This window comes from Campylobacter sp. IFREMER_LSEM_CL1097 (assembly GCF_025772225.1).
GTDB classification, from domain to species: domain Bacteria; phylum Campylobacterota; class Campylobacteria; order Campylobacterales; family Campylobacteraceae; genus Campylobacter_D; species Campylobacter_D lari_D.
Genome location: NZ_JAKMRT010000028.1, coordinates 1 through 14,133, shown reverse-complemented (window position 1 = coordinate 14,133; position 14,133 = coordinate 1). Strand labels below are relative to the sequence as shown.

Annotated in this window: 16 protein-coding genes and 1 pseudogene; 11 read left to right on the top strand and 6 right to left on the bottom strand. The window is 29.8% G+C overall.

The window, feature by feature from the left end:
- The 3 genes from L8W64_RS08540 to L8W64_RS08530 form a co-directional block, all read right to left on the bottom strand.
- The coding region (locus L8W64_RS08540) for a CopG family transcriptional regulator (protein ID WP_263666114.1) at positions 1-219 on the bottom strand (219 nt) is incomplete at its 3' end.
- Between the two features lies 1 nt (position 220).
- Positions 221-793 carry a bacteriohemerythrin gene (locus tag L8W64_RS08535; protein ID WP_263673490.1) on the bottom strand — a complete coding sequence of 191 codons (573 nt, stop codon included), beginning with the start codon at positions 791-793 and terminating at the stop codon, positions 221-223.
- Between the two features lie 77 nt (positions 794-870).
- The gene (locus tag L8W64_RS08530; protein WP_263671833.1) at positions 871-1,458 is read right to left on the bottom strand and encodes a bacteriohemerythrin; all 588 of its coding nucleotides are present in this window, start codon (positions 1,456-1,458) and stop codon (positions 871-873) included.
- Between the two features lie 130 nt (positions 1,459-1,588).
- Here L8W64_RS08530 and L8W64_RS08525 point away from each other — a divergent pair, with 130 nt between their 5' ends.
- Positions 1,589-2,254 carry a response regulator transcription factor gene (locus L8W64_RS08525; protein ID WP_263666116.1) on the top strand — a complete coding sequence of 222 codons (666 nt, stop codon included), beginning with the start codon at positions 1,589-1,591 and terminating at the stop codon, positions 2,252-2,254.
- Positions 2,247-3,470 carry a sensor histidine kinase gene (locus L8W64_RS08520; RefSeq protein WP_263673488.1) on the top strand — a complete coding sequence of 408 codons (1,224 nt, stop codon included), beginning with the start codon at positions 2,247-2,249 and terminating at the stop codon, positions 3,468-3,470. The genes L8W64_RS08525 and L8W64_RS08520 overlap by 8 nt, the downstream gene beginning before the upstream one ends.
- A 2-nt stretch (positions 3,471-3,472) precedes the next feature.
- Here the strand turns inward: L8W64_RS08520 and L8W64_RS08515 are convergent, their stop codons facing one another.
- The 3 genes from L8W64_RS08515 to ribE are packed head-to-tail and all read right to left on the bottom strand — an operon-like array spanning position 3,473 to position 4,921.
- Complete coding sequence (locus L8W64_RS08515; protein ID WP_263673486.1) at positions 3,473-3,679, bottom strand: hypothetical protein; 207 nt, start codon at positions 3,677-3,679, stop codon at positions 3,473-3,475.
- 1 nt (position 3,680) lies between these two features.
- On the bottom strand, positions 3,681-4,349 hold the full coding sequence (pgeF, locus tag L8W64_RS08510) for a peptidoglycan editing factor PgeF (RefSeq protein WP_263673484.1): 669 nt from the start codon (positions 4,347-4,349) through the stop codon (positions 3,681-3,683).
- Positions 4,313-4,921 (bottom strand): riboflavin synthase, encoded by a 609-nt coding sequence (gene ribE, locus L8W64_RS08505; protein ID WP_263673483.1) that lies wholly within the window; start codon positions 4,919-4,921, stop codon positions 4,313-4,315. Before ribE ends, pgeF begins: the two co-directional genes overlap by 37 nt.
- Positions 4,922-5,044: 123 nt before the next feature.
- On the opposite strand from ribE, the gene mnmG reads away from it, so the two are divergent.
- From mnmG to L8W64_RS08460, 9 genes and pseudogenes are all read left to right on the top strand, one after another.
- Positions 5,045-6,901 (top strand): tRNA uridine-5-carboxymethylaminomethyl(34) synthesis enzyme MnmG, encoded by a 1,857-nt coding sequence (mnmG, locus tag L8W64_RS08500; protein WP_263671828.1) that lies wholly within the window; start codon positions 5,045-5,047, stop codon positions 6,899-6,901.
- Positions 6,902-7,065: 164 nt separating this feature from the next.
- A complete protein-coding gene (gene petA, locus L8W64_RS08495; RefSeq protein WP_133318665.1) occupies positions 7,066-7,569 on the top strand; it encodes a ubiquinol-cytochrome c reductase iron-sulfur subunit in 504 nt (167 codons plus the stop codon).
- A gap of 1 nt (position 7,570) precedes the next feature.
- Positions 7,571-8,815, top strand: a complete 1,245-nt coding sequence (locus L8W64_RS08490; protein ID WP_220567136.1) for a cytochrome b — start codon at positions 7,571-7,573, stop codon at positions 8,813-8,815.
- A 2-nt stretch (positions 8,816-8,817) separates the two neighbouring features.
- Positions 8,818-9,945 carry a c-type cytochrome gene (locus L8W64_RS08485; RefSeq protein ID WP_263673481.1) on the top strand — a complete coding sequence of 376 codons (1,128 nt, stop codon included), beginning with the start codon at positions 8,818-8,820 and terminating at the stop codon, positions 9,943-9,945.
- A 172-nt stretch (positions 9,946-10,117) separates the two neighbouring features.
- Positions 10,118-10,903 carry a 30S ribosomal protein S2 gene (rpsB, locus tag L8W64_RS08480; protein ID WP_087700911.1) on the top strand — a complete coding sequence of 262 codons (786 nt, stop codon included), beginning with the start codon at positions 10,118-10,120 and terminating at the stop codon, positions 10,901-10,903.
- Positions 10,903-11,979 (top strand): translation elongation factor Ts, encoded by a 1,077-nt coding sequence (gene tsf / locus L8W64_RS08475; protein WP_039626638.1) that lies wholly within the window; start codon positions 10,903-10,905, stop codon positions 11,977-11,979. Before rpsB ends, tsf begins: the two co-directional genes overlap by 1 nt.
- Positions 11,980-11,981: 2 nt before the next feature.
- The gene (locus L8W64_RS08470) at positions 11,982-12,617 is read left to right on the top strand and encodes an ABC transporter ATP-binding protein (RefSeq protein WP_133318668.1); all 636 of its coding nucleotides are present in this window, start codon (positions 11,982-11,984) and stop codon (positions 12,615-12,617) included.
- Positions 12,604-13,374 (top strand): flagellar biosynthetic protein FliR, encoded by a 771-nt coding sequence (fliR, locus tag L8W64_RS08465; protein WP_220567140.1) that lies wholly within the window; start codon positions 12,604-12,606, stop codon positions 13,372-13,374. The genes L8W64_RS08470 and fliR overlap by 14 nt, the downstream gene beginning before the upstream one ends.
- 58 nt (positions 13,375-13,432) lie before the next feature.
- Positions 13,433-14,133 (top strand): annotated as a pseudogene (locus L8W64_RS08460) (hypothetical protein); the annotation flags it as partial.

Below are 14,133 nucleotides of genomic sequence, written 5' to 3'. Positions count from 1 at the left end.
ACATTTTAATTTTTTTATAATGTTATCTAACTTTTTACTATTTCCATCTTTTAAATCTTCTAAAGCTTCTATGGCTGGAGCAAAGTCTTCTATTTCATCAAGATAATTTTCCAAAGCATTGCGTAAAATTTCAGCTTTTTTCTTTTTAGAAAATTTCGCAGTTTGATTTAAGCGTTCATAAAGCTCTAATGGAATAGTTAAGGTGTAGCGTTTGTTCATTTTATAGCCTTTGTTTTAGTTTGATAGCTTCTTGACAAGTTTTACATTTGTAACTTGCATTGTTTAATTGAATTTTTTGGTGAATTTCGCAAGGAACTTTGTGAATTTTATTTACACAAGAGCAAATATATTCATAAATTTCTTGAGTTTCTTGAAAAGTTATAGTATTGGCATTTTTATTTAGTTGTGCTTGATGCCATTTTTCTATCTTCATATCTTCTCTTAAAATATGTTCTAAAAGCCATTTAGATGCAATGACATTAAGTTTTTCTTTTAAATCATTGGTGCTTTTGAGATTTTGAATTAAATCAATCATAGATTGGATGATACTTTTGTGAATTTTTTGATGGTTAGAAAGTTCAGGATAACCTATTTTTGCCATGTATTTTTCTTCTTCGGCAAAATGCTCTTTCATATAATTAAAAAAATCTGCAAGTAAAAATTTAATTTGTCCTTTATGGATAGGTTTATCTGAAATCATCTCGACATTTGCAGCAAGTTCAAAAAGTTTTTTATGCTGTCTGTCAATTTCTTCATTATGGATACTATATTTACTACACCATTTTGGTAGCATGTTAGCTCCTTGTTTATATTTAGAAGAGTTTTGTAAGCATTATAGTTTACTATATTTTAAATTATTATTAATTTTTATTAGATTTCTATTTTTTCTTTGTATTGTATTAAATTCGCAGAGCATTCTTTACATTTAAACTGCACTTTAGAATATTGCATTTTTAAATGAATATCATAAGGAACCTTGTGTGTTTTTCCTTCGCATTGACATTGATATAAGAATTTTTTTGGTTTTGGAGCTTCTTCTTCGAAAGTATCTGAAGAATTCTTTGCTTGGGTGTTTTGACGCCAATGTTCTATCATCATATCATGCTGAATGATGTGTTCTATCAACCATGAATTAACTACTATATATAATTTTTCTTTTAAATCATTTGTACTTTTTATACTTTGTATGAGTTTTATCATGGATTTTGTGATTTGTTTATGCATGAGTTTGTGTTGATTTAGATAAGGGTAATTAATATCAGCCATATAGGATTCTTCATCTTGAAAATGAATTTTAATATAGTGAAAAAATTCAGCAACTATCTTTTTAAGCTCGACTTGATAAACTGGCCTATCTGAAATTTCTTCCACTTTGGCGGCAAGTTCAAAAAGTTTTTTATGTTGTTCGTCAATTTTTTCATTATTAATACTATATTTTTGATCCCAATTTGGCAACATAATAAAATCCTAAATTCAATAAAATAGTTAATATTTTATAAATACTTGCCTTTAAATATGCTAAATTCACACTAAATTTACATAAAAAAAATATAATAATCTAAATTAAAATAGCATATAAAGGCTTAAAATGGCTACGCAAATTCTTTTACTAGAAGATGATATTAACTTAGGGGAAATTGTTAGTGAGTTTTTAGAAGAAGAAGGCTTTGAAGTGATTTTGGTGGATAATGCTCAAGATGCACAAGATAAAGCTTATGAGAAAAATTTTGATTTATGGATTTTTGATGTAAAAGTCCCTTTAGGAAATGGTTTTAGTGTGCTTAAAAATTTAAGAGAAGCAGGTAGATATACCCCAGCTATTTTTATGACCTCTTTAAATACTACTATGGATTTACAACAAGGATTTGAATGTGGTTGTGATGATTATATCAAAAAGCCTTTTGAGTTGCAGGAGTTAAAAATAAGGATTAATGCTATTTTAAAGCGTTCTTTTGCGCATAAAAATGAAGATTATGAGGACTTGGGAAATGGTTTTAAATTTGCTTTTATATCGCAAACTTTATATCAAAACGATAAGCCATTGTCTTTACCTTTAAAAGAATTAAAACTTTTATCATTACTTTTGAAAAATAAAGGTAAATTTATAGATACTGCTTATATTTTTGAAGAAATTTGGGAATATGACCAAGAGCCAAGTGAGCTTAGTTTGAGAGCTTATGTGAAAAATTTACGAAAAATTTTAGGAAAAGAAAGCATTATCAATCAAAGAGGAAGAGGGTATTGTTATGCATGAAGCCAAGCGCGTTGCATGGCAAATTCTTTCTTTGTATTTAGTAAGTATAGGAAGTATTCTTATAGTGCTTTTTGGTATATGGTATGCTAAGTTAATAGAAGATTTAATAAGCGAATATAGCATAAAGCTAAGACAAGAACATCGTTTTGTGATTTTGCAAATGGAAAAATCGCGTTTTGAACCCATAGGAAAAAGTGCTAAGAAAATAGCTCAAATTTCTAATATAAAATTTGCAATATTTGATAGAACTAAGGTTTATTTTTCTAATCTTGATTTACCTGCTCAAACAACTTTTTTTAAATTAAATAATGCGAATATTTATAATAATAACACTTTGATTTATGTAGCTGATATAAATTTAAATAGCTTGTTACTTGCTGATAATCAAAATCAAAGTGCTTTAGAAATATTAGGAGATGTAAATCGTTTAAGAGTTTTAATACAAGGTGATGATATTTCTAAAGAACTTGGATTTATAAGATTTAAAGTTGCTTTAGCTATGGTACTTTCTTTGATTTTTGTTAGTTTGGTAGGATATTTAATACTTAAATTTGCACTCAAGCCTTTAGAAGCAAGAATAAGGTTTTTAAATAATTTTATAAAAGATACCACTCATGAGATTAACACCCCAATTAGTGCAATATTAATGAGTGTAGAGAGTTTAGAAAGAAAAAAGAATTTTGAAGAAATTAAGGCTTTAAAGCGTGTAAAAATAGCTGCTTTGACTTTGAGTCATTTGTATTCAGATTTAACTTTTTTAAATTTTTCTCAAGCTTATGAGGCTAAAAAGGATTGGATATTTTTAAAAGACTTGATTAAAGAAAGAATGGAGTATTTCAAGATATTTTTAGAGCAAAAAAATATCGACTTAGAGCTTAGCTTGGAAAATGATGGAAAAATTTATGCTAATAAAGAGCAATTTTTTAAAATGTTTGATAATCTTGTTAATAACGCTATAAAATATAATATAAAAAATGGACATATTAAAATAGCACTTTTAGAGCAAAAACTTATAATAGCAGATAGTGGTTGTGGCATAGCAAAGGAAAATTTGGCTAATATTTTTGAGCGTTATTCAAGATTTAATGAAAATCAAGGTGGTTTTGGTATAGGACTTTCTTTGGTAGATAAAATTTGTAAAGAACATAATATAAAAATAAAAGTAGAAAGTGAGTTAAAGAAAGGAACAAAATTTATTTTAACTTGGAAAAATTAAAATTATTTATTGCTCATTTTAGCTTTTTCTTTAGCATTTATAAGCGTTATGATAAATTCATTTAAATTTTTAGTATCGTTTTGATTTAGAGTTTGTGGGGTATGATTTAGCATTTGAGTGATTAAAAGTTCATTGCTTAAGTCATTATCACCAAATTCTCTAGCTTTTTGTAGAATTTTTAAAGCAAGTAGATTTTTTACTTCATACATTTTAATCCTTTAAATAAATCACGCTAACAATGCGCTTTGGAGTTTGATTTTTTCTATAAGAAAAAAATCTCTCATCATCAAAGGTGCAAAGATTGATATCAAAAATATCATTAATACCTAATTCTTTTGCTTGAAATTTAACTAATGCTTTTAAATCAAGCTTATTTTCATGTAAAAAATGCGCAAAATTTTCTTTGCTGTGGTTTAAAACCTCGCCATTAATTTCATAATTTTTAGCACAAATTCCTGCTGAAATGATGAGTTTTAAATTCTTGGTTTGAGTGTTAAAACTTTCTTGCATTTTCAAAACAGCTTCTTTTAAGATATTTTCAAAACAACCTTTTCTACCTGAATGCAAAGCTGCTATGGTTTTATTTTTATCATCATATAAAAGCAAAGGCAGGCAATCAGCGCTTAAAATACACAAAGCTATATTTTTTTCATTGCTAATTATCCCATCAGCATTAAAGTGAAAATCTTTATTATAATGAGTGATGATATTAGAATGAATTTGATTTAAAAATACACACTTTTTTATAGAATTTTCCCGAGGAAAAATATTATTACAAATTTTTGCTCTAAAAATATTATAATCTTGATCAAAGGCTACAAAAGCTTTTGCGAAATCATTTTCTAATAAAGTGATGTAATCTTGTCTATTTGTTGCCATGAAATTTCTTTTTTATAATTTAATTGTCTGTATATGTATCTTGCTAAAAGATCACTTTCTATATTGACGCGTCTTCCTATGGTGTAATTTTTAAACAAGGTTTCATTAAAGGTTATAGGAATAATAGTCAAACGAATACTATCTTTTAAAACTTCATTGATAGTTAAACTTACTCCATCTATAGCTACGCTTGCTTTATTTGCCATATAAATTTGTATATTATCAGGGCATTTAATATAAAAATCAACTCCGTTTTCTTTTTTAGAAATATTAGTAATTTCGCCAATACCATCAATGTGTCCTTGCATTAAATGCCCATCTATTCTATCGCCATAAGCTAACGCAGGTTCAATATGCACATAGTCTTTTAAATTTTCAATAGCTATGTGAGTTCTTGTTTCATAAGAAAGTTCAAGATTAAAGCCATCATCAAAAAGTTTTGTTACGCTCAAGCACGCACCATTAACTGCTATACTATCGCCTAGTTTTGGTTTGTAACTTGCTTTTAATCTTAAAGTGTTGTTTTGATATGATTTGACAAAGGCTAATTCGCGGATTAATCCATTAAACATTCAATACCTTTAATTTTTATGAGATTTTATCCAAAACTTTTAAATTTCAAAAAGTATTTTTAGTGTTTTATTTTAAAAAATATTATATAATTTTTGCCTTTTTTATAAAAATGAGGTCAAAATATGTATGATATAATCGTAATAGGTGGCGGGCATGCTGGGGTTGAGGCTAGTGCTGCTGTCGCTAGAATGGGCAAAAAAACTTTACTTTTAACTACTTTAATCGAGCAAATTGGTGCTGCAAGTTGTAATCCTGCTATAGGCGGCTTAGCAAAAGGACATTTGGTAAAAGAGCTTGATGCTATGGGTGGACTTATGGGACAAATTACCGATGAGGCTGGAATTCAATTTAGAATTTTAAATGAAAGCAAAGGTGTTGCAGTGCGTGGAAGTAGAGCACAAATTGATATGGACGCTTATAGAATTTGTGCTAGAAATAAGCTTTTAAAACTTGAAAATTTAGAAATCTCTCAAGAGCAAGCTTTGTCTTTACTTATAGAAAATGATGAAGTTAAGGGCGTTAAAACTAATTTAGAAAATACATATTTTGCTGAAAAAATCATACTTACAACAGGAACTTTTTTAAATGGACTTATCCATATAGGTGAAACTAAGCTTCAAGCAGGTAGGGTAGGTGAGCTTGCGTCTGTAAATTTGGGTGAGTATTTAAAACAAAGTGGTTTAAAAGTAGGGAGGTTAAAAACAGGAACTTGTCCAAGAGTAGATGCTAAAAGTATTGATTTTAGTGTCTTAGAAATTCAACCCGGAGATGAAAACCCTAAGGCCTTTAGTTTTAAAACAAAAAATTTCAAGCCCAATCAACTTCCATGTTATATAGCAAGAACAAATTTAAAAACACATGAGATTATAAAAAGTAACTTTTACCGCGCTCCGCTTTTTACAGGACAAATTGAAGGTATAGGTCCAAGATATTGTCCTTCCATAGAAGATAAGATTAATCGTTTTGGTGATAAAGAAAGTCATCATTTATTTATAGAGCCACAAACTAAAGATGCTACTGAATATTATATTAATGGCTTTTCTACTTCACTTCCTTATGAAGTGCAAATTGCGATGTTAAGAAGTATAAAAGGTTTTGAAAATGCTAAAATCACGCGTTTTGGCTATGCTATAGAGTATGATTATATTGATCCAACGGAGTTAAAACATACTTTGGAAACTAAAAAGATTAAAAATTTATATTGTGCTGGGCAAATTAACGGAACTACTGGTTATGAAGAAGCAGCTGCACAAGGTTTTATGGCAGGAGTGAACGCGGTTTTAGCAATTGATGAAAAAGAGCCTTTTGTATTAAGACGCGATGAGGCTTATATAGGGGTATTAATCGATGATTTAGTAATGAAAGGCACAAAAGAGCCTTATAGAATGTTTACTTCAAGAGCTGAATATAGACTGCTCTTAAGAGAAGAAAATGCTATTTTAAGACTTGGAGAATATGGACATAATTTTAAACTTTTAAGTCAAGAAGACTATGCATATATTGATAATATAAAGCAAAATGTTAGGAAAGGACTTGAGTTTTTACTTCAAACTACATGGACACCAAGCAATCAAAATAATGAATTTTTGCAAAGCATTAAAGAAGAAAAAATTACCTCAATAGTAAGTTTGCAAAAAATTGTTGCAAGAGCGAGTTTTAATATAGAAAAATTAAAAGCTCTAGATGAAATGTTTGCAAAAATGGATGAGTATTCTTTAAATGAAATTTTAAATGAAGCAAAATATTATCATTATATAGCAATGCAAAAAGCACAAATAGAAAAAATGAAAAACTTAAATGACTTAAAAATTCCTGAAAATTTTGACTTTAAAAGTGTAAGTGGTTTGAGTAATGAAGTGGTGGAAAAACTGCAAAAATTTAATCCGCCAACTATTTTTGCTGCTTCGCAAATTAGTGGCATCACCCCTGCTGCTTTAGATATTTTGCATATTTATATCAAAATGAAAAACAATAGATGATATTACTTATCTATTGTTTTGATTTGAAAATAAATACACTTCTGTTATTTTAAATAAATACTTGCATATCTTAAATAAAGCTTTTTTATATAAAGAAAAAATTTATTATTTTTTAGATAAACTGCTATACTTTACAACAAATAAATCAAAACAAAGGAAGTAAAATGGCTACATCTGAAAGTAGACGAAGCTTTATGGGCTTTGCCTTTGGAACGGTAGCTGCTGTGGGTGGTGCTTTTTCATTAGTTGCAATGAAAAAAACATGGGATCCGCTCCCAAGTGTAAAAGCAGCAGGTATTACTACCGTAGATCTTTCTGGTATGAAAGAAGGCGAATTAAGAACAATCGAGTGGCGTAAAAAGCCTATATTTATCTTAAAAAAAGATGCGGATATGGCAAAAGATAGCAGTAGGGATGTTATTGTGGGTGATGTTGCATATACTGTAGTTATTGGTCTTTGCACGCATTTAGGCTGTATTCCAGCTTATGCTCCAAGTGAGAAATTGTTTAAGTGCGCATGCCACGGTGGCGAATTTGACACTAGTGGTAAAAATGTATTTGGTCCTCCTCCAAGACCTTTGGACATTCCTCCTTTTAGAATTGATGGAACTAAATTAGTGTTAGGTGAAGAAGGTCCAGAATATAAAAAAATGATTGCGGAGGCTTGATATGGCACAGATAAAAAAAGCTAGTGGTATTATAGATTGGCTTGATCAAAGATTAGCTGTAAATAAGCTTTTTAATGTTTTAATGGCTCAGTATTGGATACCAAAACAAATTAACTTCTTATGGGCAATGGGTGTTATCCTAACAACTCTTTTTGCTATTTTATTTATTTCAGGTCTATTTTTAGTAATGTATTATAAGCCAGATGTGGCTTTGGCTTTTGATAGTGTTAATAAAACTATCATGCAAGAAGTAGAGTATGGTTGGCTTTGGCGTCATATGCATGGTGTGGCTGCTTCAGTTGTGTTTTTAATCATATATATCCATATGTTAACAGGAATTTATTATGGCTCTTATAAAAAGGGTCGTGAGATGATTTGGATTAGCGGTATGCTTTTATTTGTTGTATTTTCAGCAGAAGCATTTAGTGGGTATATGTTGCCTTGGGGACAAATGAGTTTTTGGGCTGCTCAAGTTATTACTCAGCTTTTTGGTGGAATTCCTTTTATAGGTGATGCATTAGTTATTTGGATAAGAGGAGATTTTGCAGTATCAGATCCAACTTTAACTAGATTTTTTATGCTGCATGTGTGCTTATTGCCAATTGTAATTTTAGCAATTATTGCATTCCACTTTTATTCTTTAAGAATTCCTCATGTAAATAATGAAATTTCAGAAGAAATTGATTTTGATTTGGAAGCTGAAAAATATTTAGCAGGTGATACAAAAGGTTCTAAAGTTATTCCTTTTTGGCCAGGATTTTTAGCTAAAGATTTTATGTATATTGCGTTATTTATGATTTTCTTTTTCTATTTGGTGTGTTTTAAATTTAATTTCGCAATGGATCCAATTAACTTTGACCCAGCAAATTCTTTAAAAACACCTCCTCATATTTATCCTGAGTGGTATTTCTTATGGAGTTATGAAGTTTTAAGAGGATTTTTCTTTGATGTTGGAAGCATTAAAGCTTTTGATATAGGTCTTGCAGCGTTTGGTATAGCACAAATTATTTTCTTCTTGTTGCCTTGGCTTGATAGAAGTGATGTTGTAAAACCAGCACACGAAAGACCAATGTTTTTTGTATGGTTTTGGGTGTTATTGATAGATTTAATTGTACTAACAGTTTATGGAAAGCTTCCTCCAACGGGAATTAATGCTTGGATAGGATTTTATGCTTCTATGGTATTTTTACTATTATTGTTAGTAGTCTTACCAATTATTACTATCATGGAAAGAAAAAGGGGCTAATAATGAGAGAATTAAAAATATTTTTTGTAGTTGTCTTTTTCACAGGTTTAGTTTATTGGGGGGTTGAGCCTTATGCACATTCAGTGATGAATCCTCCTTCAACTCCAGTTAATTTTGACTTTGCAAAAGCTGATGCAGAATTTACCAAAGGCGAAGTTGCTTTAAAAGAAAAAGCTGCAATAGATGCTAATGCTTCAGGAAGTGAAAAAGCTATAGCTAATGCTCAAAAAGCATTAGAGCTTGCTAAAAGCCAAGAAGAAGCTACCAAGCAATTATGGGAAAAAATCGCAAAAATCGATTTTAGCAAAGGTAATGCACAAAAAGGAAAAGAGCTTTTTGAAGGAAATTGTATTGCATGTCATGGTGTGAAAGCCGTCGGAATTCCTGCTACTATTACAGATTCTTCTTTAGGTGTAACACCTCCTGATTTAAGTGATGCGGGTGCTATTTATGATGAGAAATTTTTAGCAGCACTGATTGTTGATCCAGTTAAGGCTTTGCAAATTTCACATAAATTTAATGATGAAAATCCATTCTTAATGCCTGCTTATCCTTTAAGTGGTGATGAAGCACAAGATAATCAAGATTTAGCAGATTTAATTGCATTCTTTAAAAATACAGCTAGTGAGTATGAGAAGGAATTTGATACAAAATTAAAAGCAGATTTAGAAGAAAAATATGCTAAAAACCAAGAGCTTTCAGAGCAAGCAAAAACGGCTTTAATTGCAAAAGAATTTGATTTTGCTAAAAACAAACATACATTTGAAAATGCTTGCGGAAGATGCCATGATGTAAAGTATGATGGTTTTGTTTCAAGTTCAAATATGAGTGATTTAAAAAATTATCTTGGTATGACACCTCCGGATTTATCTATGATGATTCGTTCTAAAGGCACGCATTATCTTGAAATCTTCATCAATGAACCTCAAAAGAAAATTCATGGAACTGCTATGCCAAGAGTTGGTCTAAATGAAAAAGCACAAACTCAAGTTATTAGTTATCTTGAAAAAGTTGGTGATAGTAAAAAAGAAGAAAGAGAACAAACAGGAATTTATATTATGATATTCTTTGCTATCTTAAGTATTTTTGCTATAGGTTGGAAAAGATCAGTTTGGTCTAAACTGCACTAATTTACTCAAAGAACGCCTTGTGGCGTTCTTTTTCTTCAATAATAAGCTAAATATAAAATAAAATTTGATATAATATTTTTTCATTTCACACGCATTAATTCCTTATTAGGTTGCTTATGGGTTAAAGAATGCGGAGGAATAAACCTAATTATTTTATTTCAAGGAGAATTTCATGGTAAGCATGAGAGATTTGTTAGAGTGTGGTGTACACTTTGGACACCAAACAAGAAGATGGAATCCAAAAATGAAAAAATTTATTTTTGGTGAAAGAAAAGGTATTTATGTAATTGATTTGCAAAAAACGCTTAGATATTTTAGATATACATATAACATTGTTCGTGACGCTGCAGCAGAAGGTAAGACAATTTTATTTGTTGGAACTAAAAAACAAGCAGGTGGAGCGATTAAAGAATACGCTGAAAAATGTGGTATGCCTTATGTAAATCACAGATGGCTTGGTGGTATGATGACAAATTTTGGAACTATCCGCCAATCAATTAGAAAATTAGAAGTTATAGAAAAAATGGAAGAAGATGGAAGTATTAAACTTTTAACTAAAAAAGAAGCATTAATGCTTACTAGAAAAAAAGAAAAATTACTAGCATATCTTGGTGGTATTAGATATATGAAAACTCAACCTGATATGATTTTTGTTATTGATACTGTTAAAGAAAAAATTGCAGTACAAGAAGCTAATAGATTAAAAATCCCTGTAGTTGCTCCACTAGATACAAACTGCGATCCTGATTTAGTTGATTTTCCAATTCCAGGAAATGATGATGCAATTCGTTCGGTTCAACTTTTCTGTCAAGAAATGGCTGAAGCAATCAATGAAGGTAAAGCATTAAGAGAGCAAGATGGTGAAGTTAGCGAAGAACAGCCTATTTCTGAAGAAGAGAAAAAAGAAGTTTTAGAAGAAGCTATGAGTGAAGAAGATTTTGAAGGAGATAAAGAGTAATGGCTGAAATCACTGCACAAATGGTAAAAGAACTGCGCGAGAGTACTGGCGCAGGTATGATGGATTGTAAAAATGCTTTAAAAGATACAGATGGTGATTTTGAAAAAGCAGTGCAACTTTTAAGAGAAAAAGGACTTGGAAAAGCTGATAAAAAAGCTGATCGTTTAGCTGCTGAAGGTTTAGTAAGTGTAAAAGTAAGTGATGATTTTAAATGTGCAACTGTAAGTGAAATTAATTCAGAAACAGATTTTGTTGCTAAAAATGAACAATTTATTGCTTTAACAAAAGATACAACAGCACATATTCAAGCTAAGAGTCTTCAAAATGTTGAAGAATTACATTCAAGTGAGATTAATGGTGTTAAATTTGAAGAGTACTTAAAAAGCCAAATTGCAACTATTGGTGAAAATTTAGTTGTTAGAAGATTTGCTACTTTAAAAGCAGGTGCTAATGGCATAGTAAATGGTTATATTCACACTAATGGTCGAGTTGGTGTAGTTATTGCTGCAGCTTGTGATAGTGAAGCTACGGCTAGCAAGTGTGGAGAATTTTTAAAACATATTTGTATGCATATTGCTGCAATGAAGCCAAGTTATTTATCTTATGAAGAGCTTGATATGGATTTTGTAGAAAATGAGTATAAAGCTTTAGTTGCTGAGTTAGAAAAAGAAAATGAAGAAAGAAGAAGATTAAAAGATCCTAATAAACCAGAGCATAAAATTCCAAAATATGCAAGCAGAAAACAATTAACTCAAGAGGTAATTCAAGCAGCTGAAGAAGCTATTAAGGCTGAACTTCAAGCACAAGGTAAGCCAGAAAAAATTTGGCCTAATATTATCCCAGGTAAGTTGAATAGTTTTATAGCAGATAACTCTCAACTTGATAGCAGACTTACTTTAATGGGTCAGTTTTATGTAATGGATGATAAAAAAACTATCGAACAAGTAATTGCTGATAAAGAAAAGGAACTAGGTGGAACTATCAAAATAGTCGAATTTATTCGCTTTGAAGTAGGTGAGGGCCTAGAAAAGAAAACTGAAGATTTTGCTGCTGAAGTTGCTGCACAAATTGGTTAAAAATGGAACTTTTAAAAGCGGAAAATTTAAACCATAGTTTTGATATTCCGCTTTTTGAAAATTTAAATTTTACTTTAAATACAAAAGATTGTATTGCAGTATGTGGAAGCAGTGGATGTGGTAAATCTACTCTTTTGCATATTTTATCTACCTTATTAAAACCTCAATCGGGAAAAGTTTTTTATAATAATCAAGATTTATACGACTTAGATGATGAAGCTTTGCTAGAAATTCGTAGAAAAGATTTTGGTATTATTTTTCAAATGCATTATTTATTTAAAGGTTTTTTGGCTTTTGAAAATATAGAACTTGCGAGTGTTTTAAGTGGGCAGAATATTGATTATGAATTATTAAAAAAACTTGATATTGCAGATTTAATGAATCAAAAAATCACAAAACTAAGCGGTGGACAACAGCAAAGAGTAAGTATAGCTAGGGTTTTAAGCAAGAAGCCAAAAATTATTTTTGCAGATGAGGCTACCGGAAATTTAGATTTTAAAAATGCTTTAAATGTAATGGATATTTTGATTGATTATATCAAAGAAAACAATGCAGCTTTAATTTTTGTTACGCATGATCAAGAGCTTGCTAAAAAATGTGATAAGGTTTTTCACTTAAACAACCATGGAATTTGTTAAATATTTAGGTGATGAAAATGTAGTTATTTTCATGCTTTTGTTTGCTAGAATGAGTGGGTTGATAATTTTTTTCCCTTTTTTTTCTCATAATAGTATTCCTTTGGTGGTAAAAACAACTTTGGTAATGTTTTTAACAATGTTTTTATACCCTTTAGCTAAACTTGAAAATAATACACCTGATTCTTTTTTTATTCTATATCTTTTAAGTGAAGTTATTTTTGGGATGATAGCAGGAATGATTTTGCAAATGACTTTTGCCATTTTGCAAATGGCAGGTGAGCAGATTTCTTTTACTATGGGTTTTTCAATGGCTAGTGTTATGGATCCCACAACAGGTGCAAATACTCCTGTAATTTCACAAGTTTTAAATTTATTAGCTTTGCTTGTATTTTTAGCTTTTGATGGACATCATTTGATTTTGCTTTTTATATCTAATTCATTGGAATATATTAGTTTAGGTGGATTTTATCCACATGAAAATTTAATGCTTTATTTAAATAAAGCTATGGTAAATATTTTTGTGCTTGGTTTTTCTATGGCTTTTCCTGTTTTAGCTATTTCTTTACTATCAGATGTGATTTTTGGCATGCTTATGAAAACTATGCCGCAATTTAATCTTTTAGTGGTTGGTTATCCTATCAAGATATTTTTGTCTTTCGCGGTTCTTATTGCTATTTTACTTATTATGATGCAATATTTTAAAAATTTAATAGTAAAAAGTTTTGAGCATATGGAGTTGTTATTTTTTAATATATAAGCATTAAATAATTAAAAATGTTTTAAAATAATGTATTTTTTATTCTTGGGAGATGATAATGAGGGTTTTGCTAATAAATTCCAATATAGCTGTTTCAAAATTAATTAGTTTGGGGGTTCAAAAATTAGGTTATGATTTTGAGGAACTCAAGGATATTGAGGAGCTTGAGGGATTTTATGATGTAATTATTATAGATCATGATATTGAGGCTGATTTAGATGATTTAAAAAGTAAATGTGATAGATTGATTTATTTGTTACCTAGAAACCTAGAACAAAAAGAAGGTATAGAATGTTTGTATAAACCGTTTTTACCTACCGATTTTATAAATCTTCTAAGTGGAGATGGGGTTTTGGATGATATTCAAAAAGATGCTTTGAGCGAAGATGAACTAAATTTTGATGATGAGGAAGTTGTTGGTAAAGATATGCCTTTGGATGGAAATGAACTTTTAGAAGGTATTGATTTGTCTGAACATGAAGAAAATTTGAGTGAAGATGATTTAAACTTACAAGAAGATTTTTTTGAAGAGAATTTAGGTGATGGATTAAAAAATGATGATATGTTTAATGCGACAAGTGAGTTAATAGATGAAGAGAAAACAGAAGATGATTTAGTTTTTTCAGATAGCTTAGATAAAGAAAATATAGAAGAAAATATAGAAGAAAATATAGAAGAAAATATAGAAGAAAATATAGAAGAAAATGTAGAAGAAAATGTAGAAGAAAATGTAGAAGAAAATGTAGAAGAAAATGTAGA